The organism is Vibrio crassostreae 9ZC13 (genome assembly GCF_000272045.2).
Classification (GTDB): domain Bacteria; phylum Pseudomonadota; class Gammaproteobacteria; order Enterobacterales; family Vibrionaceae; genus Vibrio; species Vibrio crassostreae_C.
Genome location: NZ_AJYZ02000002.1, coordinates 1 through 22,000 on the forward strand (window position 1 = coordinate 1; position 22,000 = coordinate 22,000).

The 22,000-nt window shown below is 45.1% G+C and carries 18 protein-coding genes and 3 tRNA genes; 17 read left to right on the plus strand and 4 right to left on the minus strand.

The annotated features are described in order from the left end of the window. Window positions 1-118: 118 nt before the first annotated feature. The 12 genes from A136_RS00015 to rpoC all read left to right on the plus strand — a co-directional run bounded on the left by A136_RS00015 (window position 119) and on the right by rpoC (window position 13,930). Window positions 119-203, plus strand: a tRNA-Tyr gene (locus A136_RS00015). A 39-nt stretch (window positions 204-242) separates the two neighbouring features. Further along, window positions 243-317 (plus strand) — tRNA-Gly (locus A136_RS00020). A gap of 13 nt (window positions 318-330) precedes the next feature. Further along, a tRNA-Thr gene (locus tag A136_RS00025) sits at window positions 331-406 on the plus strand. Between the two features lie 95 nt (window positions 407-501). After that, the gene (gene tuf / locus A136_RS00030) at window positions 502-1,686 is read left to right on the plus strand and encodes an elongation factor Tu (protein WP_010435158.1); all 1,185 of its coding nucleotides are present in this window, start codon (window positions 502-504) and stop codon (window positions 1,684-1,686) included. Window positions 1,687-1,909: 223 nt separating this feature from the next. Further along, complete coding sequence (gene secE / locus A136_RS00035) at window positions 1,910-2,287, plus strand: preprotein translocase subunit SecE (RefSeq protein WP_010435558.1); 378 nt, start codon at window positions 1,910-1,912, stop codon at window positions 2,285-2,287. A 13-nt stretch (window positions 2,288-2,300) separates the two neighbouring features. Further along, on the plus strand, window positions 2,301-2,849 hold the full coding sequence (nusG, locus tag A136_RS00040; protein ID WP_010435556.1) for a transcription termination/antitermination protein NusG: 549 nt from the start codon (window positions 2,301-2,303) through the stop codon (window positions 2,847-2,849). Window positions 2,850-3,062: 213 nt separating this feature from the next. Next, window positions 3,063-3,491, plus strand: coding sequence for a 50S ribosomal protein L11 (gene rplK, locus A136_RS00045; RefSeq protein WP_010435555.1), 429 nt, complete (start codon window positions 3,063-3,065; stop codon window positions 3,489-3,491). 4 nt (window positions 3,492-3,495) lie between these two features. Next, complete coding sequence (gene rplA, locus A136_RS00050; protein ID WP_017063651.1) at window positions 3,496-4,200, plus strand: 50S ribosomal protein L1; 705 nt, start codon at window positions 3,496-3,498, stop codon at window positions 4,198-4,200. Between the two features lie 250 nt (window positions 4,201-4,450). Next, window positions 4,451-4,945 (plus strand): 50S ribosomal protein L10, encoded by a 495-nt coding sequence (rplJ, locus tag A136_RS00055; protein ID WP_017060524.1) that lies wholly within the window; start codon window positions 4,451-4,453, stop codon window positions 4,943-4,945. Between the two features lie 57 nt (window positions 4,946-5,002). Beyond that, window positions 5,003-5,371 (plus strand): 50S ribosomal protein L7/L12, encoded by a 369-nt coding sequence (gene rplL, locus A136_RS00060; RefSeq protein WP_017060525.1) that lies wholly within the window; start codon window positions 5,003-5,005, stop codon window positions 5,369-5,371. Between the two features lie 235 nt (window positions 5,372-5,606). Further along, complete coding sequence (rpoB, locus tag A136_RS00065) at window positions 5,607-9,635, plus strand: DNA-directed RNA polymerase subunit beta (RefSeq protein ID WP_017060526.1); 4,029 nt, start codon at window positions 5,607-5,609, stop codon at window positions 9,633-9,635. 92 nt (window positions 9,636-9,727) lie between these two features. Next, window positions 9,728-13,930, plus strand: coding sequence for a DNA-directed RNA polymerase subunit beta' (gene rpoC, locus A136_RS00070; protein WP_017060527.1), 4,203 nt, complete (start codon window positions 9,728-9,730; stop codon window positions 13,928-13,930). Window positions 13,931-14,260: 330 nt separating this feature from the next. Here the strand turns inward: rpoC and A136_RS00075 are convergent, their stop codons facing one another. After that, window positions 14,261-14,758: an Rsd/AlgQ family anti-sigma factor gene (locus A136_RS00075; protein WP_032546263.1), complete on the minus strand. Its 498-nt coding sequence runs from the start codon at window positions 14,756-14,758 to the stop codon at window positions 14,261-14,263. 165 nt (window positions 14,759-14,923) lie between these two features. On the opposite strand from A136_RS00075, the gene nudC reads away from it, so the two are divergent. Both nudC and hemE read left to right on the plus strand, forming a co-directional pair. After that, on the plus strand, window positions 14,924-15,733 hold the full coding sequence (nudC, locus tag A136_RS00080; protein WP_017060529.1) for an NAD(+) diphosphatase: 810 nt from the start codon (window positions 14,924-14,926) through the stop codon (window positions 15,731-15,733). 299 nt (window positions 15,734-16,032) lie between these two features. Further along, a complete protein-coding gene (hemE, locus tag A136_RS00085) occupies window positions 16,033-17,100 on the plus strand; it encodes a uroporphyrinogen decarboxylase (RefSeq protein WP_017060530.1) in 1,068 nt (355 codons plus the stop codon). A 103-nt stretch (window positions 17,101-17,203) separates the two neighbouring features. Here the strand turns inward: hemE and A136_RS00090 are convergent, their stop codons facing one another. Both A136_RS00090 and A136_RS00095 read right to left on the minus strand, forming a co-directional pair. Then, window positions 17,204-17,797, minus strand: a complete 594-nt coding sequence (locus A136_RS00090; protein ID WP_017063653.1) for a uracil-DNA glycosylase family protein — start codon at window positions 17,795-17,797, stop codon at window positions 17,204-17,206. After that, entirely contained in the window at window positions 17,797-18,723 is a 927-nt protein-coding gene (locus A136_RS00095) for a D-2-hydroxyacid dehydrogenase (RefSeq protein WP_017063654.1), read from the minus strand. Before A136_RS00095 ends, A136_RS00090 begins: the two co-directional genes overlap by 1 nt. Window positions 18,724-18,794: 71 nt before the next feature. On the opposite strand from A136_RS00095, the gene A136_RS00100 reads away from it, so the two are divergent. Beyond that, window positions 18,795-19,382, plus strand: coding sequence for a YjaG family protein (locus tag A136_RS00100; RefSeq protein ID WP_017062699.1), 588 nt, complete (start codon window positions 18,795-18,797; stop codon window positions 19,380-19,382). 104 nt (window positions 19,383-19,486) lie between these two features. Here the strand turns inward: A136_RS00100 and A136_RS00105 are convergent, their stop codons facing one another. Next, complete coding sequence (locus A136_RS00105; protein ID WP_017062700.1) at window positions 19,487-20,638, minus strand: CNNM domain-containing protein; 1,152 nt, start codon at window positions 20,636-20,638, stop codon at window positions 19,487-19,489. Window positions 20,639-20,908: 270 nt separating this feature from the next. Between A136_RS00105 and hupA the strand changes: the two genes are divergently transcribed. Beyond that, window positions 20,909-21,181 (plus strand): nucleoid-associated protein HU-alpha, encoded by a 273-nt coding sequence (hupA, locus tag A136_RS00110; RefSeq protein WP_004729753.1) that lies wholly within the window; start codon window positions 20,909-20,911, stop codon window positions 21,179-21,181. A gap of 47 nt (window positions 21,182-21,228) precedes the next feature. Continuing rightward, a complete protein-coding gene (locus A136_RS00115) occupies window positions 21,229-21,927 on the plus strand; it encodes a DUF1481 domain-containing protein (RefSeq protein WP_017063655.1) in 699 nt (232 codons plus the stop codon). The last annotated feature ends 73 nt before the right edge of the window (window positions 21,928-22,000 follow it).

Sequence of the window (22,000 nt, forward strand, 5' to 3'; positions counted from 1 at the left end):
CGACTTAGCTCAGTAGGTAGAGCAACTGACTTGTAATCAGTAGGTCACCAGTTCGATTCCGGTAGTCGGCACCACTTTCTCCCTTCCTATAAGGCAAGCGAGAGAAAGCTCAAAATTTGGAGAGGTTCCCGAGTGGCCAAAGGGAGCAGACTGTAAATCTGTTGGCACTGCCTTCGATGGTTCGAATCCGTCCCTCTCCACCATATTCTAAAGGTTAAATAGCTCAAACAGAGTTACGTGTTGCGTGCATCGTATAATGGCTATTACCTCAGCCTTCCAAGCTGATGATGCGGGTTCGATTCCCGCTGCACGCTCCAACTCATTTTGTGTGCTGATATAGCTCAGTCGGTAGAGCGCACCCTTGGTAAGGGTGAGGTCCCCAGTTCGACTCTGGGTATTAGCACCAGTCTAAAGCTTCTTCTCCTTTAATAAAGAAAACCATTTTTTTTGGTTGCGTGGTCTTATTTTAAGCCACCTAATCCGTACCTAGAGGGACACCCCATGTCTAAAGAAAAATTTGAACGTACGAAACCGCACGTAAACGTTGGTACTATCGGCCACGTTGACCACGGTAAAACAACTCTAACTGCTGCTATCTGTACTACTCTTGCAAAAGTGTACGGTGGTGTTGCTAAAGATTTCGCATCTATCGATAACGCTCCAGAAGAGCGTGAGCGCGGTATCACAATCGCAACTTCTCACGTTGAGTACGATACTCCAGCACGTCACTACGCACACGTAGACTGTCCAGGACACGCGGATTATGTTAAAAACATGATCACTGGTGCTGCACAAATGGACGGCGGTATCCTAGTTGTTGCTGCGACTGACGGCCCTATGCCTCAAACTCGTGAGCACATCCTACTTGGTCGTCAAGTTGGTATCCCTTACATCATCGTATTCATGAACAAATGTGACATGGTAGATGACGAAGAGCTACTTGAGCTAGTTGAGATGGAAGTTCGTGAACTTCTTTCTGAATACGACTTCCCAGGTGATGACCTACCAGTTATCCAAGGTTCTGCACTTGGCGCACTAAACGGCGAGAAGCAGTGGGAAGACAAGATCGTTGAGCTTGCAGAAGCACTAGATTCTTACATTCCTGAGCCAGAGCGTGCAGTTGACCAACCGTTCCTACTACCAATTGAAGATGTATTCTCAATTCAAGGTCGTGGTACTGTTGTAACTGGTCGTATCGAGCGCGGTATCCTACGTGTAGGTGACGAAGTAGAAATCGTTGGTATCAAAGAGACTACTCTTACTACTTGTACTGGTGTTGAAATGTTCCGTAAACTGCTTGACGAAGGTCGTGCAGGTGAGAACGTTGGTGCACTTCTACGTGGTACTAAGCGTGATGACGTTGAACGTGGTCAAGTACTTTCTGCGAAAGGTTCTATCAACCCACACACTAAGTTTGAGTCTGAAGTATACGTACTTTCTAAAGACGAAGGCGGCCGTCACACTCCTTTCTTCAAAGGTTACCGTCCACAGTTCTACTTCCGTACAACTGACGTAACAGGCGACATCACTCTACCAGAAGGCGTAGAAATGGTAATGCCAGGTGACAACGTTCAAATGACTGTTGAGCTAATCGCTCCAATCGCAATGGACGAAGGTCTACGTTTCGCAATCCGCGAAGGTGGCCGTACAGTTGGTGCTGGTGTTGTAGCTAAAATCTTTGCATAAGATTTGACGAACCACTAGTAAAAAGGGCATCATTTGATGCCCTTTTTCTGCGCTAAAAAAAGAGTTGGATGTTTTGACATCGATTTTTGCTCTTAGCAAAGAATTAAACGGTCTTTTTGACTAAAATGACTGTTAGATGTGTTGTTTTGCAACGCAAAGGAATGTGCCCTGCAACAGCGGGGTTATTGTCGTCTATATTTAAGACTTATCACAGGTTGGTTTTATGAAAGCAAACGCTGAAACTCCTGATAGCTCAGGTGCAGCAGATACAATGAAGTGGATTGTCGCTTTTGTTCTGTTGGCTGCTGCTGTTGTGGGTAATTACCTGTATGGTGAATTGTCTGTTGTAATTCGCGCTGCAGGTGTAGTTGTGCTGATTGCTGCCGCACTAGGCGTTGCAGCAACAACAACTAAAGGTAAAGCTGCGATCGATTTTGCAAAAGAATCTCGTATGGAGATTCGTAAAGTTGTTTGGCCTACTCGCCAAGAAACTATGCAAACTACATTGATCGTTTTAGCTGTATGTATTGTTATGTCTCTAGTGCTTTGGGGAATTGACGGCATTATGGTCCGTCTAGTTTCTCTAGCAACTGGGGTGTAGAGGGTTCTGATTCATGAGTGAAGCTCCAAAAAAACGTTGGTATGTAGTTCAAGCCTTTTCTGGCTTTGAAGGTCGTGTTGCACAGTCGCTACGCGAGCATATTAAAATGCACAACATGGAAGAACTATTTGGCGATGTGCTAGTACCTACTGAAGAAGTAGTGGAAATGCGTGCAGGCCAACGCCGTAAAAGTGAACGTAAATTCTTCCCTGGCTACGTATTAGTTCAAATGATCATGAATGATGAATCATGGCACTTAGTACGCAGCATTCCGCGTGTTATGGGCTTCATTGGTGGTACCTCTGATCGTCCTGCACCAATCACTGATAAAGAAGCTGATGCTATCTTGAACCGTCTAGAGAAAGCGAGCGAGTCTCCACGTCCTAAGACAATGTTCGAAGCGGGTGAAGTGGTTCGTGTGAACGATGGTCCATTTGCTGACTTCAACGGTACTGTTGAAGAAGTAGATTACGAGAAAAGCCGCATTAAGGTATCTGTATCGATCTTTGGTCGTGCAACACCGGTTGAGCTTGAATTTGGTCAGGTTGAAAAACTGGACTAAAACTCTAAGTTTTGAACAAGCTGTGGATAAATAGTTCATAAGCTGTTTAAAATTAAAGAGTATAAAAAATCACCTTTTTAGGGTTGTTAAAGGCGCGAATTATGATTATAATTTCGCGCCTTTTTGCTTCTGTGGAAGTGAAAAAGAGTTAATTGAATTTATGGGGAGCTCGCCTTGCGGCTAGCGCATGTACCCAAAATATTAGGAAATATCATGGCTAAGAAAGTTGAAGCTTATATCAAACTGCAAGTTGCAGCTGGTATGGCAAACCCAAGTCCACCGGTTGGTCCTGCTCTAGGTCAACACGGCGTGAACATCATGGAATTCTGTAAAGCGTTCAACGCAAAAACAGAATCTGTTGAGAAAGGTCTACCTACTCCAGTAGTTATTACTGTTTACAACGACCGTTCTTTCACGTTCGTAACTAAGACTCCACCTGCTGCTGTTCTTCTTAAGAAAGCTGCTGGCGTTAAGTCTGGTTCAGGTCGTCCAAACACTGAGAAAGTTGGTACTGTTACTGACGCTCAAGTTCAGGAAATCGCAGAAACTAAAGCTGCTGATATGACTGGTGCTGACATCGAAGCAATGAAACGTTCTATTGCTGGTACTGCTCGTTCAATGGGCCTAGTGGTAGAGGGATAAGATCATGGCTAAACTTACTAAGCGTATGCGCGTAATCCGCGACAAAGTTGACTCAACTAAAGAATACGAAATCAGCGAAGCTGTTGCTCTTCTTAAAGAACTAGCGACTGCTAAATTCGTTGAGTCTGTAGATGTTGCTGTTAACCTAGGCATCGATGCTCGTAAATCTGACCAAAACGTTCGTGGCGCAACAGTGCTACCTCACGGTACTGGCCGTGACATCCGCGTTGCTGTTTTCACTCAAGGTGCAAACGCAGAAGCTGCTAAAGCTGCTGGCGCAGATATCGTTGGTATGGAAGATCTTGCTGAGCAAGTGAAAAAAGGCGAAATGAACTTCGACGTAGTTGTTGCTTCTCCAGATGCAATGCGTGTTGTTGGTCAACTAGGTACAATCCTAGGTCCACGCGGCCTTATGCCAAACCCTAAAGTTGGTACTGTAACTCCTAACGTTGCTGAAGCGGTTAAGAACGCTAAAGCTGGTCAGGTTCGTTACCGTAACGACAAGAACGGCATCATCCACACTACTATCGGTAAAGCATCTTTCGAAGCTAACCAGCTTCAAGAGAACCTAGAAGCACTTCTAGTTGCTCTTAAGAAAGCTAAGCCTTCTTCAGCTAAGGGTTCTTACCTGAAGAAAGTAAGCATCTCTACTACGATGGGTGCTGGTGTTGCTGTTGATCAAGCTAGTCTTGATACTCAAGCAAACTAATTTGCTTAGGCGCAGATTTAGTGTATACTTCTGCGCCTAATATTTGTGGTTGGGTGGTTTTAAAGCAATTTGAAATCATCTATCCCAAGACCGTAGGCGCTGTCGATTTTCATTAGATTATTGATAGCTTAATAAAACCTACGTAGGCGATGTTGTGGTTTGAAGTGGATTTATTCATTTTTAAATAACATCGTAAACGCTCAATACATTTTGTATTGGGTGCTGTAATCACAACCAGAGGTTAATCCAAATGGCTTTAAATCTTCAAGACAAAAAAGCAATTGTTGCTGAAGTCAACGAAGCTGCCAGTGGTGCACTTTCTGCAGTTGTAGCTGATTCTCGTGGCGTTGAAGTTGGCGCAATGACTTCTCTACGTAAACAAGCTCGCGAAGCGGGTGTTTACATGAAAGTTGTTCGTAACACACTAGCACGCCGTGCGGTTCAGGGTACAGACTACGAGTGTCTAGTAGACACTTTCACTGGTCCAACTCTGATCGCGTTCTCTAACGAGCACCCAGGTGCTGCAGCGCGTCTTTTCAAAGACTTCGCTAAAGAGAACAAAGATTTCGAGATCAAAGCTGCTGCATTTGAAGGCGCAGTTACTGATGCTGAAGTACTAGCGACACTACCAACTTACGACGAAGCTATCGCACGCCTAATGATGTGCATGAAAGAAGCTTCTGCTGGCAAGCTGGTTCGTACTATCGCTGCACTACGTGACCAAAAAGAAGAAGCAGCGGCTTAAGCCTTGCTTTTCACTGGTTGCAAATTAAACTTATTGTTGACTTAAAAGAGAATTGTTATGTCTATTACTAACGAGCAAATCCTAGACGCAGTTGCAGAAATGTCTGTAATGCAAGTTGTTGAGCTTATCGAAGCTATGGAAGAGAAATTCGGCGTTTCAGCTGCAGCTGCAGTTGTAGCTGGTGGCGCAGCTGGCGGCGACGCTGCTGCTGAGCAAACTGAATTCGACGTAATCCTAACTGCTGCTGGCGCTAACAAAGTACAAGTTATCAAAGCTGTACGTGGCGCAACTGGCCTAGGTCTTAAAGAAGCTAAAGGTCTTGTAGACTCAGCTCCTGCAGCGCTTAAAGAAGGCGTTGACAAAGCTGAAGCTGAAGCTCTTAAAGCACAGCTAGAAGAAGCTGGCGCTTCTGTTGAAATCAAGTAATTATTACTTAATTTCATAGCCGCAAGGCTAATGGCTGGTGGTTTATTAACCACCGGCCTTTTTGCGCTGTAGGGCTATGACGAAATTTCCGCTGTTTAACCGTCATAATCCGAGCAAAAAAACAGTCATTTTTTCGAAATGATTGTTCACTACCACTAAACAGCTGTTTGTCACCACCCCCTCTGAAGAGTGTTTTGGGTGGTTTGGGTCACTTATCAGCGAGCTGAGGAACCCCATGGTTTACTCTTATACCGAGAAAAAGCGCATCCGTAAGGATTTTGGTACTCGTCCACAAGTTTTGGACATTCCATACCTGTTATCGATCCAGCTTGATTCTTTCGACAAATTCATCGAACAGGATCCAGAAGGTCAATACGGTCTTGAAGCTGCTTTCCGTTCTGTATTTCCAATTCAGAGCTACAACGGCAATTCTGAGCTGCAATACGTTAGCTACCGTCTTGGTGAGCCAGTTTTTGACGTTAAAGAATGTCAAATCCGCGGTGTTACTTACTCAAAGCCACTACGCGTAAAACTACGTCTAGTTATCTTTGATCGAGATGCACCAGCAGGTACTGTAAAAGACATTAAAGAACAAGAAGTCTACATGGGCGAAATTCCGCTTATGACAGACAATGGTACTTTCGTAATTAATGGTACCGAGAGGGTTATCGTATCCCAGCTGCACCGAAGCCCAGGCGTGTTCTTCGACAGTGATAAGGGTAAGACCCACTCATCAGGTAAAGTTCTTTATAACGCACGTGTAATTCCTTACCGTGGCTCATGGTTAGACTTTGAGTTCGATCCTAAGGATAACTTATTCGTACGTATCGACCGTCGTCGTAAGCTACCAGCATCGATTATTCTTCGTGCACTTGGTAAGTCGACTGAAGAGATCCTTGATCTGTTCTTCGACAAAGTGAACTTCGAAGTGAAAGACCAAACTCTTCTTATGGAGTTGGTTCCTGATCGTCTACGTGGTGAAACTGCGTCATTCGACATCGAAGCAAACGGTAAAACTTACGTTGAGACTGGTCGTCGTGTTACTGCTCGCCATATCCGTCAACTTGAAAAAGATGGCGTTGAGCACATCGAAGTACCAGTAGAGTACATCGTTGGTAAAGTTGCATCTAAAGATTACATCAACGAAGCAACTGGCGAGATCATCGTTGGCGCGAACCAAGAGATTAGCCTAGAAGCTCTTGCTAACCTGTCTCAAGCAGGCCACAAGGCTCTACAAACTCTGTTCACGAATGACCTAGATCACGGTCCATTCATGTCAGACACTCTACGTGCAGATAGCACAGTAGATCGCATCTCTGCATTGGTAGAAATCTACCGCATGATGCGTCCTGGCGAGCCACCAACGAAAGAAGCTGCAGAGTCTCTATTCGAAAGCCTATTCTTCTCTGAAGAACGTTACGACCTATCAACTGTAGGCCGTATGAAGTTCAACAGCTCTATTGAGCGTGAAGAAGAAGAAGAGCGCGGTACTCTGGATGAATCAGACATCATCGAAGTGATGAAGAAACTGATTGGTATCCGTAACGGTATTGGTGAAGTGGACGATATCGACCACCTTGGCAACCGTCGTATCCGTTCTGTAGGTGAAATGGCAGAAAACCAATTCCGTGTTGGTCTAGTTCGTGTAGAACGTGCCGTTAAAGAGCGCCTAAGCCTTGGTGACCTTGATGCAATCATGCCTCAAGATCTTATCAACGCTAAGCCGATCTCTGCTGCAGTTAAAGAATTCTTTGGCTCTTCACAGCTTTCACAGTTCATGGACCAAAACAACCCATTGTCAGAAGTTACGCACAAACGTCGTATCTCTGCTTTAGGTCCTGGTGGTCTTACTCGTGAGCGCGCAGGCTTCGAAGTACGTGACGTTCACGTAACTCACTACGGTCGTCTATGTCCGATCGAAACGCCTGAAGGTCCAAACATCGGTCTAATTAACTCACTATCTGCGTTTGCACGTTGTAACGATTACGGTTTCCTAGAAACTCCGTACCGTCGTGTAGTAGATGGTGTAGTAACAGAAGAAGTTGATTACCTGTCTGCAATCCAGGAAGGTCAATTCGTAATCGCGCAAGCAAACACCATTCTTACTGAAGAAGGTACGTTTGCAGATGAGCTAATTACAGCTCGTCAAAAAGGTGAATCTGGTCTTCACCCACGCGATCACGTTGACTACATGGACGTTGCGACAAACCAAGTAGTATCTATCGCTGCTTCGCTTATCCCGTTCCTAGAACACGATGATGCGAACCGTGCATTGATGGGTGCCAACATGCAACGTCAAGCTGTACCAACACTTAAGGCTGATAAGCCTCTAGTAGGTACTGGTATCGAACGTAACATCGCAGTTGACTCTGGTGTTACAGCGGTTGCTAAACGTGGTGGTCAAGTTCAGTCTGTAGACGCTTCTCGTATTGTAGTTAAGGTTAACGAAGATGAATTGGTACCTGGCGAAGCTGGTATCGATATCTACAACCTAACTAAGTACACGCGTTCGAACCAAAACACATGTATTAACCAACGTCCAACTGTACTTCCTGGTGAACCAGTTGCACGTGGCGATGTTCTTGCTGATGGTCCTTCAACAGACCTTGGTGAACTAGCTCTTGGCCAAAACATGCGTATCGCATTCATGCCTTGGAACGGTTACAACTTCGAAGACTCGATCTTAGTATCTGAGCGCGTAGTTCAAGAAGACCGTTTCACGACAATCCACATCCAAGAACTATCTTGTGTGGCTCGTGATACTAAGCTGGGTTCTGAAGAGATCACAGCTGATATTCCAAACGTAGGTGAGTCTGCTCTGTCTAAACTAGACGAGTCAGGTATCGTTTACATTGGTGCTGAAGTTAAGGGTGGCGACATCCTAGTTGGTAAAGTAACCCCTAAAGGTGAAACTCAACTGACTCCTGAAGAGAAGCTACTACGTGCTATCTTCGGTGAGAAAGCATCTGATGTTAAAGATACTTCTCTACGTGTACCAAACTCTGTTTCGGGTACTATCATCGATGTACAAGTCTTCACTCGCGATGGCGTAGAGAAAGACAAGCGTGCACTTGAAATCGAACAGATGCAGCTTAAAGAAGCTAAGAAAGACCTAACTGAAGAGTTCCAAATTCTTGAGGGTGGCCTTCTTAACCGTGTTAAAGCTGTACTTCTGTCTGGTGGTTACTCTGAAGCTAAGCTTGATACTATCGGTCGTAAGCAATGGCTAGAGCAAGTTCTAGAAGACGATGCGCTACAAACACAGCTTGAGCAACTTGCTGAGCAGTGGGATGAGCTAAAAGCAGACTTCGATAAGAAGTTTGAAACTAAGCGTCGTAAAATCACTCAAGGTGATGATCTAGCGCCTGGCGTTCTTAAGATTGTTAAAGTTTACCTAGCGGTTAAACGTCGTATCCAGCCTGGTGATAAGATGGCCGGTCGTCACGGTAACAAAGGTGTAATCTCTAAGATTAACCCTGTTGAAGACATGCCATACGATGAGAAAGGTCAGCCTGTAGACATCGTACTTAACCCGCTGGGTGTACCATCGCGTATGAACATCGGTCAGATCCTAGAAGTTCACTTAGGTTTGGCTGCGAAAGGTATCGGTGACAAGATCAACCAAATGGTTAAGGAACAACAAGAACTGCATAAGTTCCGTGAGTTCCTACAGAAGGTTTACGATCTTGGTGATACTCGTCAGAAAGTTGATATTGCTGAACTGTCTGATGATCAAGTTCGTACACTGATCAAGAACCTACGTGGCGGTCTACCGATTGCTACTCCTGTGTTCGACGGTGCTTCTGAGTCTCTAATCAAAGAACTACTTAAACTGGGTGATCTGCCAGAATCTGGTCAGCTTAAACTGTTTGATGGTCGTACTGGTGATTCGTTTGAGCGTCCTGTAACTGTTGGTTACATGTACATGCTGAAACTGAACCACTTGGTTGATGACAAGATGCATGCTCGTTCAACTGGTTCTTACAGCCTAGTAACTCAGCAACCACTTGGTGGTAAAGCTCAGTTCGGTGGTCAGCGTTTCGGTGAGATGGAAGTATGGGCACTAGAAGCATACGGTGCTGCATATACTCTACAAGAAATGCTAACAGTTAAGTCAGATGACGTTAACGGCCGTACTAAGATGTATAAGAACATCGTAGACGGTAACCATAGCATGGAACCTGGTATGCCTGAGTCGTTCAACGTACTGTTGAAAGAGATTCGCTCGCTAGGTATCAACATCGAGCTAGAAGACGAAGAGTAATCCCTCCTTCTTTTTAAAAGAAGATAGGATTATTTGGTAAAAGGGAGCTTGCTACAGCAGTGAGCTCCTTTAACTCCTTACAGGAGCTGAATGTGAAAGACTTATTAAACTTTCTAAAAGCACAGCATAAGACCGAAGAATTTGATGCAATCAAAATCGGTCTATCTTCACCAGACATGATCCGTTCATGGTCTTTTGGTGAAGTTAAAAAGCCGGAAACAATTAACTATCGTACGTTCAAACCTGAACGTGATGGTCTGTTCTGTGCACGTATTTTTGGTCCAGTTAAAGACTACGAATGTCTTTGTGGCAAATACAAGCGCCTGAAGCACCGTGGTGTTATCTGTGAGAAGTGTGGCGTTGAAGTTACACAAACTAAAGTTCGTCGTGACCGCATGGGCCACATCGAGCTAGCTTCACCAGTTGCTCACATCTGGTTCCTAAAATCACTGCCGTCTCGTATCGGTCTACTAATGGATATCCCTCTACGTGATATCGAACGTGTTCTTTACTTCGAGATGTACGTAGTAACTGAACCTGGTATGACTGATCTAGAAAAATCTCAGATGCTTACTGAAGAAGAGTATCTGGATCGTCTAGAAGAGTGGGGTGACGAATTCACTGCTAAGATGGGTGCTGAAGCGATCAAAGATCTGCTTGCAACAATGGACCTTCATCAAGAAGTGGAAGAAATGCGCGAAGAGTTAGAAACGACTAACTCAGAAACTAAGCGTAAAAAAGTTACTAAGCGCCTGAAGCTAGTTGAAGCGTTCATTGCATCGGGTAACGATCCGCAATGGATGATTCTGACTGTACTTCCGGTTCTGCCGCCAGATCTACGTCCTCTAGTACCACTAGATGGCGGTCGTTTTGCGACTTCAGATCTGAACGACCTTTACCGTCGTGTGATCAACCGTAACAACCGTTTGAAGCGTCTTCTAGAGCTAGCTGCTCCGGACATCATCGTACGTAACGAAAAGCGTATGCTGCAAGAGTCTGTTGATGCACTTCTAGATAACGGTCGTCGCGGTCGTGCTATCACTGGTTCTAACAAGCGTCCTCTGAAATCTCTTGCTGATATGATCAAGGGTAAACAAGGTCGTTTCCGTCAGAACCTTCTAGGTAAACGTGTAGACTACTCTGGCCGTTCTGTAATCACAGTCGGTCCATACCTTCGTCTACATCAGTGTGGTCTTCCTAAGAAGATGGCACTTGAGCTATTTAAGCCGTTCATCTACAGCAAGCTAGAAACTCGTGGCATGGCTACGACAATCAAAGCTGCTAAGAAGATGGTAGAGCGCGAAGAAGCTATCGTTTGGGATATCCTGGACGAAGTAATCCGCGAACACCCAGTACTGCTTAACCGTGCACCTACACTTCACCGTCTAGGTATCCAAGCGTTTGAACCAGTACTAATCGAAGGTAAAGCGATTCAGCTTCACCCACTAGTGTGTGCGGCATACAACGCCGACTTCGATGGTGACCAAATGGCGGTACACGTGCCTCTAACTCTAGAAGCACAGCTTGAAGCACGTACACTGATGATGTCGACGAATAACATTCTGTCGCCAGCGTCAGGTGATCCGATCATCGTACCTTCTCAGGACGTTGTATTGGGTCTTTACTACATGACACGTGACAAGATCAACGTGAAAGGCGAAGGTATGTACCTTGCTGGCCCTGCTGAGGCTGAAAAGGCATACCGTACTAAGACTGCTGAGCTACACGCTCGCGTTAAAGTACGTATCACCGAAACTGTAGTAGACGAAGATGGTAACAGCACTACTGAAACGAAGATGGTTGATACAACTGTCGGCCGTGCAATGCTATGGCAAATCGTTCCAGCTGGCCTACCGTACAGCATCGTTAACCAAAAGTTAGGTAAGAAGCAGATCTCTACTCTTCTTAACGAGTGTTACCGTAAGCTTGGTCTAAAAGATACAGTAGTATTTGCTGACCAAATCATGTACGCAGGTTTTGCATACGCTGCACTTTCTGGTGTTTCTGTAGGTATCGACGATATGGTTGTACCTCAAGCGAAATACGATGAAATTGAATCTGCTGAAGAAGAAGTTCGCGAAATCCAAGAGCAATTCCAATCTGGTCTTGTTACTGCGGGTGAGCGTTACAACAAAGTTATCGATATCTGGGCATCTACGAATGACCGCGTTGCGAAAGCAATGATGGATAACCTATCTTCTGAAACAGTTATCAACCGTGACGGCGAAGAAGAACAGCAAGAATCGTTCAACAGCATCTACATGATGGCCGACTCGGGCGCACGTGGTTCTGCAGCTCAGATTCGTCAGCTAGCAGGTATGCGTGGTCTGATGGCGCGTCCAGATGGTTCAATCATCGAAACGCCGATCACAGCGAACTTTAAAGAAGGTCTAAACGTCCTTCAGTACTTTATCTCAACGCACGGTGCTCGTAAGGGTCTTGCGGATACAGCACTGAAAACAGCAAACTCGGGTTACCTAACTCGTCGTCTAGTAGACGTTGCTCAAGACGTTGTAGTACACGAACATGACTGTGGCACGCATGAAGGTATCGACATGATGCCTCACATCGAAGGTGGTGACGTTAAAGTTGCACTTTCTGAGCTTGCTCTAGGTCGTGTAGTAGCTGAAGACGTTCTTAAGCCTGGTACTGAAGATGTACTGATTCCACGTAATACTCTGATTGATGAGAAGTGGTGTCAAATCATGGAAGACAACTCAGTAGATAGCATGAAAGTGCGCTCTGTTGTTACCTGTGATGCAGACTTCGGTTGTTGTGCACAGTGTTACGGTCGTGACCTAGCACGTGGTCACCTAGTGAACCAAGGTGAAGCAGTTGGTGTTATCGCTGCACAATCTATCGGTGAACCGGGTACACAGCTAACGATGCGTACGTTCCACATCGGTGGTGCGGCATCTACTGCAGCAGCAGAGAACAGCATCCAAGCTAAGACAACTGGTACTGTGAAACTTCACAATGCTAAGTTCGTAGTTAACAAAGATAAGAAACTGGTTATCACTTCTCGTGCATCTGAGATGACGATTATTGATGAATTCGGCCGTACTAAAGAGAAGCACAAACTTCCTTACGGTTCGATGCTAACCAAAGGCGACAACGCAGCAGTTACTGCTGGTGAAGTTGTAGCTAACTGGGAAGCGCATACCATGCCAATCATCACTGAAGTGGCAGGTCGTATCCAATTCGTAGATATGATCGATGGTATTACAGTTTCTCGTCAAACTGACGATCTAACGGGTCTTTCTTCAAGTGAAGTTACAGACGCAGCAGCTCGCCCAGCAGCAGGTAAAGATATGCGTCCAGCTATCAAACTTGTTGATGAGCAAGGTAACGACGTAATGATCCCTGGTACTGATATGCCAGCTCACTACTTCCTACCTGGCAAAGCGATTGTAAACATCGAAGATGGCGCTGAAGTTGGCATCGGTGACACACTATCTCGTATCCCTCAAAAATCGAGCGGAAACAAAGATATCACCGGTGGTCTACCACGCGTAGCTGACCTATTCGAAGCTCGTAAGCCTAAAGAGCCTGCGATCCTTGCTGAGCACACAGGTACTGTGTCTTTCGGTAAAGAAACGAAAGGTAAGCGTCGTCTAGTAATCACTCGTGAAGGCGGTGACGCTTACGAAGAGATGATTCCTAAGCATCGTCAATTGAACGTGTTCGAAGGTGAGAAGATTGAACGTGGTGATGTAATCGCCGACGGTCCTGAAACTCCACACGATATCCTGCGTCTACGTGGTATCCACGCAGTAACTCAGTACATCGCGAACGAAGTTCAAGAAGTTTACCGCTTACAAGGCGTAAAGATTAACGATAAGCACATCGAGACTATCGTTCGTCAAATGCTACGTAAGTGTACAATCACTCATTCTGGTGACTCTCCGTTCCTACCTGGCGAACAAGTTGAGTACCACAATGTTAAGATTGCTAACCGTAAGCTAGAAGCTGAAGGTAAAGAACTAGTACGTTTCGAACGTGATCTACTAGGTATTACTAAAGCATCTCTTGCAACTGAGTCATTCATCTCAGCTGCATCGTTCCAAGAAACGACTCGCGTACTAACAGAAGCTGCGGTTTCTGGTAAGCGTGATGACCTTCGCGGCCTGAAAGAGAACGTAATTGTTGGTCGTCTGATCCCAGCTGGTACTGGTTTCGCATACCACCAAGAGCGTCAAAAACAACGTGAAGAAGAGCAAGAAGGTCCTTCAGCTGAACAAGCTACTGACAATCTAGCAGCACTTCTAAACGCTGGTTTCTCTTCAGAAGAGTAAGCTCTACGAGTAGTCTCTAAGAGATAAGAAAAAGGCACCTTCGGGTGCCTTTTTTGTATCTGGCGTATTGGTATTTAGCTATGACTTATAAAGTGATAGGTGTGCTTATCTAGCTGGTGAGGTTGGATTTATGTCCTGAAGAGTGCTCTTTGAGGCCAGTAAGATAAAGGGTAGAGATGACTAGGCTGATTAGGGCTGTAACCATATGCTTATGGCTAAAGGTCAGGGCGAGCGAGTAAGCTCTGTCTGAAAGGTTCTGGGTAGTTTGGATAACCTTACAGACAAAACAAAAAGCTTGCACAGAGGCAAGCTTATTAAGGATTCGGCTAACTAAGCGCCTGGTGGAATCGCTAAACTGTCTGCAATAAGCTGGATAAGATTATCTTCTACTTCAAAACGTAGTTCGAGTAGTTCACCTACTTTGGACATATCTCCTTCGAAGTTAGGCAACTCATCGTCTGCATTTACTTTAACGTACTTATCATTGAATTCTAGAAGCGGCTCGGTTGTAAGTACGATCTTCGCGTAAGTTGTATCAATCTCGTCATTGGTTTTAAAGCCTGTTGCTTGCCATTTTTTCATGACCATATCGTAGATCTTAAAATGACCCTCTGAGATATAATCGACAACATGATCACAGAATGAGCTTATTTCTTTAGGGGAAGGGAGTTCAACAACGTTTGATTGCCCGTTGCTAGCTGGCTGCAAGGCACCTAGCTTACAATATTCAACGATTAGAGACTGTCGAGTTTCGAGCCAATGATCGATGACCTCATTAGAGCCACCCCATTGTTCTTGTATTTGTTTGAATTTATTTAGCATGACCATGTCCTCATGATCTGATCACAACCTTGTGATCAAGTAATTGCCTAAGCAGGGTCCGTTTTATTGGTAGCTACTAAAAGTAATAGCTTGAAATATTCTCTGCTACAACTCTAGTATGAAATTAGATTGCCAGTAAAATGAACGAACTGCAAGCAATGAGGCATAGGGATGTTAAAAAAAAGTGATAACAAAATGACAGAGCAAGCTTATTGGTGCGTCGTTTCTGGTAGTGATATTTGGGTTAATAATGATCAGTTTCCGTTTGGCTCTGCTGAAGAGCTTGGGCTGAGTGTGGAGCATGCAATCTGTATTGGTCAGCATCAAGGTCGCAAGGTGTATTGGCTCAACGATTGTGATGTGGAGAATGAGCTGAGCATGGTCAGCCTAAGAGAGTTACTGCACTGGCCTGAAGTGAGTTTCTTGACTGCAAGCAAAGCCATCCAATATGGGCATATGACTCAAAGTATGCGTTTTTGCCCTCAGTGTGGTGGTCGAAATCATCTCAACCATAACCAGGTGGCGATGCAGTGTGGAGATTGCCGCACACTTCATTATCCTCGTATCTTCCCGTGCATCATTGTCGCTGTACGAAACGACAACAAGATATTGCTTGCGCAGCACCCAAGACATAAGACAGGTATGTATACCGTGATAGCGGGCTTCCTAGAGGTCGGAGAGACCTTAGAGCAGTGTGTGGCAAGAGAAGTCAAAGAAGAAACGGGTATCGATGTCGATAATATTCGTTATTTTGGCAGCCAGCCATGGGCGTTTCCATCGAGTATGATGATGGGCTTTCTCGCAGATTATGCTGGTGGTACGCTCAAGCCTGACTACAGCGAGCTATCGGATGCTCAATGGTTTGACGTAACAAGCCTACCTGATGTTGCTCCTGTTGGAACCATTGCGAGACAGTTGATTGAGAAAACCGTTGATGACGTGATGAAAGATGGTGTGACTGAGCAGATACTAGAGCACTAATTTGCCTGTGATAGTATTTGGCCTATGGGTGATCAAAAGCTAAAAAAAACCCTCCACAAGTGGAGGGGGTAAGTAAGATGTCGTTATGAGATGCTGAGTAGTGACTACTCAGATGTTATAATTGTAATTTTCGCTAGCGAACAAATTTTTAACATGCTCCCGTAATTGGGTGCAAATTAAGCATTGATTTAAAAGTTAATAACTTGATCTAGGTTGCAAAGCACACAGCTTTTACCCTTCAATCAGTGTTAGAATACTTGCCATCAAAACTAGACAAGATTGAATTGGAATTTAACGGAATGACCGAATTAAAAAACGATCGCTATTTACGCGCACTTTTAAAACAGCCTGTTGATTACACACCGGTATGGATGATGCGCCAAGCTGGCCGCTATCTTCCTGAGTACAAAGCAACGCGCGCTGAAGCGGGCGATTTCATGTCTTTGTGCAAAAACGCTGAACTGGCATCAGAAGTAACACTTCAGCCTTTACGTCGTTTCCCGCTTGATGCGGCAATCTTGTTCTCAGACATCCTAACTATCCCTGATGCAATGGGCTTAGGTTTGTACTTTGAAACAGGTGAAGGTCCTAAGTTTGAGCGTCCTATCACGTGTAAAGCTGACGTAGAGAAGATTGGCCTACCAGATCCAGAAGGTGAGCTTCAATACGTAATGAATGCCGTTCGTCAGATCCGTAAAGACCTGAAAGGCGAAGTGCCACTGATTGGTTTCTCTGGTAGCCCATGGACTCTAGCGACATACATGGTTGAAGGTGGAAGCTCTAAAGCATTCACTAAGATCAAGAAGATGATGTACGCAGAGCCACAAACGCTGCACCTGCTTCTAGATAAGCTGGCTGACAGTGTTATCGAATACCTGAACGCGCAAATTAAAGCGGGTGCTCAATCGGTAATGGTATTTGATACATGGGGTGGTGTACTGACTCCTCGTGACTACAACCTATTCTCACTGCAATACATGCACAAAATCGTTGATGGCCTAATCCGTGAAAACGAAGGTCGTCGAGTACCGGTTACTCTGTTCACTAAGAACGGTGGCATGTGGCTTGAGTCTATCGCAGCAACAGGTTGTGATGCGGTTGGTCTAGACTGGACTATCAACATCGCAGATGCAAAAGCTCGCATCGGCGACAAAGTTGCTCTGCAAGGTAACATGGATCCTTCAATGCTTTACGCTCAGCCTGAACGTATTCGCGAAGAAGTGGGCAGCATCCTTGAAGGCTTCGGCGACGGTGGTACCGGTCATGTATTTAACCTAGGCCACGGTATCCACTTAGATGTACCGCCAGAGAACGCTGGTGTATTCGTTGACGCTGTTCACGAATTGTCTAAGCCTTACCACAAGTAATTCTGAGTAAGATTATTGAAAGCGCTGTTGGGAAACCAACAGCGCTTTTTTATTGCCTGAAATTGGCATTTGATGGCGGTTTAATCTTGTTGTGTGCAGTTAATTAGGTATTTGGATCATGGTAGGCCAAATGCTCAGAGATGTGTTTCATGATATAAGGAATGACTTCACTTTCAAACCAAGGGTTCTTCTTGAGCCAGATATTATTGCGTGGCGAAGGGTGGGGTAATGGCAAAAACTCAGGCGCCCACCTTTGCCAATCACGCACGGTTTCGGTCAATGTGCTGGTGGTCTTGTTTGTTAGGTAATGGTTTTGTGCGTACTGGCCAATCAGCAGTGTCATTTGAATATTGGGTAGAGATTGCAGCACTTTGTTATGCCAAAGCTCCGCGCACTCTTTGCGTGGTGGAAGATCACCACTTTTCCCTTTCCCCGGATAACAAAACCCCATAGGCACAATCGCGACTTTTTGCTCGTCGTAAAAAGTATCGCTATCTATCCCTAACCATCCTCTTAATCGTTCGCCACTCGCGTCATTCCAAGGGATCGACGACTCATGCACCTTGATACCCGGCGCTTGACCTATGATCAGCAAGCGCGCGTTTGGATGCGCTTGAATCACCGGGTTAGCACCGTGTGATAGGTGAGGCTCACAAGCTCGGCATTGTCGAATCTCTTTAAGTAACGAAGAGGACATCAGTAACCTTTATCAAAATCGATGACATGATTAAGTGTAAAGCCATCTCGCCACTGTTTGTAATTCTCTGCGAAGATCTCGACTACTTGTCTTGGCTCACTGAGTGCAGCGATGTGTGGAGTGATGGTGACTTGCGGTAGTTTCCAGAAAGGATGTTCCTGAGAGAGGGGTTCACTTTCAAACACATCTAAAAATGCGTGTTCTACCCATCTGTTTTTTATGGCGAGCAACAAGGCTTTATTGTCGATGCTTTCCCCTCGACCGACATTAAACAGCAACACATTAGAGCAGTAACCTAACGTGGTTTGGTTCAACAGCTGATAGGTTTCAGCGGTTGATGGCAAGGTGTTGACCACAATATCGGCCTGCTTAAGGGCAGCCTCTATCTCATTGATGTGGAAAGTCTCTTTAAAGGTTTCTTGTTTGGATGGGATGCCGGTACGGTTGACACCTATGGTATGAATACCAAAAGCCGCCGCGGTTTTTGCCAAATGACTGCCGATTGAACCTGTTCCTAAAATCACCATAGTTTTGTCAGTTAGGCTAGTATAAAGCTGTGGCTGCCAGTTTCGTTGTTGTTGATGCTGGTGGTAATGAGGGAAGTGTCTACAGTGACTGATTGTGTAACCCAATACGTATTCTGCGATAGCCGGACCAAAGATGCCTTTGACGTTGGTTAGCGTATAGTCCTGACGCAGATCTGGCTGAGTGAGTTTATTGATTCCGGCATAGGTACTCTGTACCCAGTCTAGCTCTTTAAACTCGCCGAGGCGCTCTGCGATTAGAGGTGGTGACGCCAAGACAATCTGTGCTGATTTGGGGTTTTGAGTGATTTCTAGGTCGGGTAAATCCTGGTTTAGAATCAGTTGCGTATAGGTATCGTCATGCTCAGTAAGAATATAGAGCTTATTCGTAAAATTGTTCATCGGCTTACCTTTTCCCCCCAGGGTTTATCAAGTACACTTTCGCTGTCTTTTTCTGCAATTATTGAGTGACTATGCTTCAGAATCCACTGCAGGTTCGTCTTGAAAAGTTAGAACCTTGGCAACAAATTACCTTTATGGCGTGTCTATGTGAGCGTATGTACCCTAACTATGCCATGTTTTGTGAGAATACAGAATTTGCGGAAGCTCGAATCTATCGTGATGTTTTGGATAGCATTTGGGAAATCCTGACGGTTAAAACAGCAAAGGTGAACTTTGAGCGTCAACTTGAGAAGGTTGAAGAGCTATTCCCTAGCGGTGATGATTTTGATTTTTATGGTGTTTACCCAGCAATGGACGCATGCCAAGGCCTAGCAACGCTAATTCATGGTCTGCTTGACCGTGAACATATGTTGGAAGCGGTAATTAAAGTGAGTCAACAATCGGTGAAGACGGTTGCTGAGCTTGAGTTTGCTCAAGGCGCTGAAGAAGTGACGAACGAAAACCAGAAAGAAAACGAAGCGGTGTGTGAAGAGTGGGACGTTCAGTGGGCCATTTTCCGACCTCTACGTGAAACGACTGAGCGTGACTTAGAGCTGATCAAAGACCTACGCCACGAACTGCGTGAAGACCCAGTCAGTAACATTGGTGTTGCGCTATAATTCGCAATTGCACCAAGGTACGAATAAAAACAAAGGCTCCCTAGGGAGCCTTTGTTGTATCTGACGGTATCAAATTTAGATTAAGCGTCTTTTTTGTCTTCGTTCTACACTTTGTCTTTTGATGCCTTATCTTTTGATGCGTCGTCGTCATTCGTTGATTTTGCATCTGAAGAGTCGTTGTCTGCTGGAGTTTCTTCCTCGTCCTCGTCATCGCGGTTTTCGATAACACCGTGTGTCTCTTTCCACTTCTCCCAGCGTTGGAACGCCAGTTCTTGCATGTCAGTCGTCTTATCCGCTTCGTCGACAATCTCTTCGCCCACTAGGTGCTCAAAGATGTCTTCTAGGGTGATGATGCCCTGAATAGTGCCGTATTCGTCCACAACTAAAGACAGTTGCAGGCGGTTTGCCATCATCTGGTCAAAGGCCTTAGCCAAGCCCATGTTGTTCAGCAACACGTGGATAGGGCGCATTACTTCACCCAAAGCTTTCTCACCACAACCGGCTTGCTGCAATCTAAACAGCTCTAAGCGGTGAACAAAACCGATGATGTTGTCACTCTGCTCGCTGTAAACCAGCGGACGTGAGAATGGCGTGTCTTTATGTTGTTCTAGGAACGTATTCACACTCATTTCCGCATCAACACGGAATACCACTGGGCGCGGCGTCATTACCTGAGTCACGGGTACATCTTGAATACCCAGTAGGTTGCTCAGGATTTTTGACTCGCCTTCTGCAAATTCACCGCTCTCTTTTGCCAAAATCGCCATTGCAGATAACTCATCACGCATTTTTGGTGCTTGGTGGCCACGAGCAAGACGTTTGGTGATCTGTTCTGAGAACCATACAAACGGTGTTAGGAAGAACACCATCCAACGAAGCACGCTTGCCGAAGCAGGAGCAAGTTGACGCCAGTAGGTTGCACCAATGGTTTTTGGAACAATCTCAGATAATACCAAGATACCTAGCGTTAGCACGGCAGAGAAGACACCTAACCATTGGCTACCAAAAACGACAGCCGCTTGTGCACCTGCTGTCGCAGCACCGATAGTATGGGCGATGGTGTTGAGCGTTAAAATTGACGCAAGCGGGCGGTCAATATCTGTTTTCAGTTTGTCTAAAGACTCTGCTGCAGGGTGCCCATTTTGTTTTAGTTGAGCAATGTAGCTCGGACTAATACTCAAAAGTACAGCTTCCAAAACAGAACAAATGAAAGAAACTCCAATAGCAATGGAGACGTAAATAGATAGCAGCAGCATGTTTGCCCTTAAATTAAATTGTACGCTTTAGCAGCGATTCAGCGTGGATTATAGTGAAAAAGTAGTGGCTAGGTCATCATTAATTTTGCTCTCAGCCCCTTTTAAACAAGGGCTTGCTTAATAAAATCAGTAACAAATTGTGAGTTATTACTCATATTATGGCTAAAACTACGGCATTAGAGCTAAAGATCGACGACAAACCTTTGCCAGATGGGGCATTTATGTTTTAGAGTGAATTGAATTCAAAAATACAAAGAAGGGAAACCTAAAATGAACAAGACTCAATTAATCGACTTTATTGCTGAAAAAGCGGACCTTTCTAAAGCACAAGCTAAAGCTGCTCTAGAAGCGACTCTTGGCGGTGTTACAGATGCTCTTAAAGATGGCGATCAAGTTCAGCTAATTGGTTTTGGTACTTTTAAAGTAAACCACCGTGCAGCTCGCACTGGTCGTAACCCAAAAACTGGTGATGAGATCCAAATCGCTGCTGCAAATGTTCCAGCATTTGTTGCAGGTAAAGCGCTGAAAGATTCAGTGAAATAATCTAAACTGTACCGAGGTAGTCGTATTCCACCTCGGTACAGGTTTTTATGAAAAAAGCATTTCTTCTCGTTTCACTATTATCTACATTTCTTATTGGCTGTTCTTCAACAAGCCCTCGCAAAAACCTAGAGCAATTTGAAACTCACACTGGCGGCCAAGTCATGGGCGACGCGACGAGTTTCTACTGGGTTACAAACAAGCTAACACAACCTCATACTTCAGCTGACTACGTCACTGTCGGCGATTACGGCTGGTACCAAACTGATTATGCTTGGTCAGAAGGCGTGCTTCGTGAATTCATTCGTGAAGGCGAGCAGCGTAACTCTTCTAATGAGCTGGTTCCCTATCGAGTCCATGTGCGTTTCAATAAGTCAGGCGAAGCTGTGTATCAACAGTATCGTATTGATAGCAAAATCTTACCTATCCAAGCCAAGCAGCTTGAAAACTATCAGAAAGAAGCGACGTCGGTTCTAGAGACCACAACGAAGCAGCATGATGAAGGGCTTAGGCTGATTCAGGGTTACTGGAATGGCAGCTCTTTTAAAACGTGCGCTGGTGGTGAGTTTGATCGCATTGAATTTAACCAGACCTTGCCAGGCTTCGTGATTGACCGATTGGCGTCTGTGGAAAGCTATGCGGCGTTTCTTGGCAGTGATTCACTGGGTAAGATGAGCGTGGAAGAGTTACTGATGCTGGCTGAAGACAGCCATGATTGTGTCGTTAGGCCATCATTGTTGAAAGAATAGCGAGTAATCAAAGGATTGAGAGTATTTGGCCTACTGTAGGCCAAGTGCCTATTTGTCTGTACAAATACAGATT

Excerpts from the sequence above, each read along its gene's own strand:
- A136_RS00105 (WP_017062700.1), bottom strand. The coding sequence starts at position 20,638 with ATGCTGCTGCTATCTATTTACGTCTCCATTGCTATTGGAGTTTCTTTC.
- rplK (WP_010435555.1), top strand. The coding sequence starts at position 3,063 with ATGGCTAAGAAAGTTGAAGCTTATATCAAACTGCAAGTTGCAGCTGGT.
- secE (WP_010435558.1), top strand. The coding sequence starts at position 1,910 with ATGAAAGCAAACGCTGAAACTCCTGATAGCTCAGGTGCAGCAGATACA.
- A136_RS00090 (WP_017063653.1), bottom strand. The coding sequence starts at position 17,797 with ATGTCCTCTTCGTTACTTAAAGAGATTCGACAATGCCGAGCTTGTGAG.
- hemE (WP_017060530.1), top strand. The coding sequence starts at position 16,033 with ATGACCGAATTAAAAAACGATCGCTATTTACGCGCACTTTTAAAACAG.
- rplL (WP_017060525.1), top strand. The coding sequence starts at position 5,003 with ATGTCTATTACTAACGAGCAAATCCTAGACGCAGTTGCAGAAATGTCT.
- nudC (WP_017060529.1), top strand. The coding sequence starts at position 14,924 with ATGTTAAAAAAAAGTGATAACAAAATGACAGAGCAAGCTTATTGGTGC.
- rplA (WP_017063651.1), top strand. The coding sequence starts at position 3,496 with ATGGCTAAACTTACTAAGCGTATGCGCGTAATCCGCGACAAAGTTGAC.
- A136_RS00095 (WP_017063654.1), bottom strand. The coding sequence starts at position 18,723 with ATGAACAATTTTACGAATAAGCTCTATATTCTTACTGAGCATGACGAT.
- rplJ (WP_017060524.1), top strand. The coding sequence starts at position 4,451 with ATGGCTTTAAATCTTCAAGACAAAAAAGCAATTGTTGCTGAAGTCAAC.
- A136_RS00100 (WP_017062699.1), top strand. The coding sequence starts at position 18,795 with ATGCTTCAGAATCCACTGCAGGTTCGTCTTGAAAAGTTAGAACCTTGG.
- rpoB (WP_017060526.1), top strand. The coding sequence starts at position 5,607 with ATGGTTTACTCTTATACCGAGAAAAAGCGCATCCGTAAGGATTTTGGT.
- hupA (WP_004729753.1), top strand. The coding sequence starts at position 20,909 with ATGAACAAGACTCAATTAATCGACTTTATTGCTGAAAAAGCGGACCTT.
- nusG (WP_010435556.1), top strand. The coding sequence starts at position 2,301 with ATGAGTGAAGCTCCAAAAAAACGTTGGTATGTAGTTCAAGCCTTTTCT.
- tuf (WP_010435158.1), top strand. The coding sequence starts at position 502 with ATGTCTAAAGAAAAATTTGAACGTACGAAACCGCACGTAAACGTTGGT.
- A136_RS00075 (WP_032546263.1), bottom strand. The coding sequence starts at position 14,758 with ATGGTCATGCTAAATAAATTCAAACAAATACAAGAACAATGGGGTGGC.
- A136_RS00115 (WP_017063655.1), top strand. The coding sequence starts at position 21,229 with ATGAAAAAAGCATTTCTTCTCGTTTCACTATTATCTACATTTCTTATT.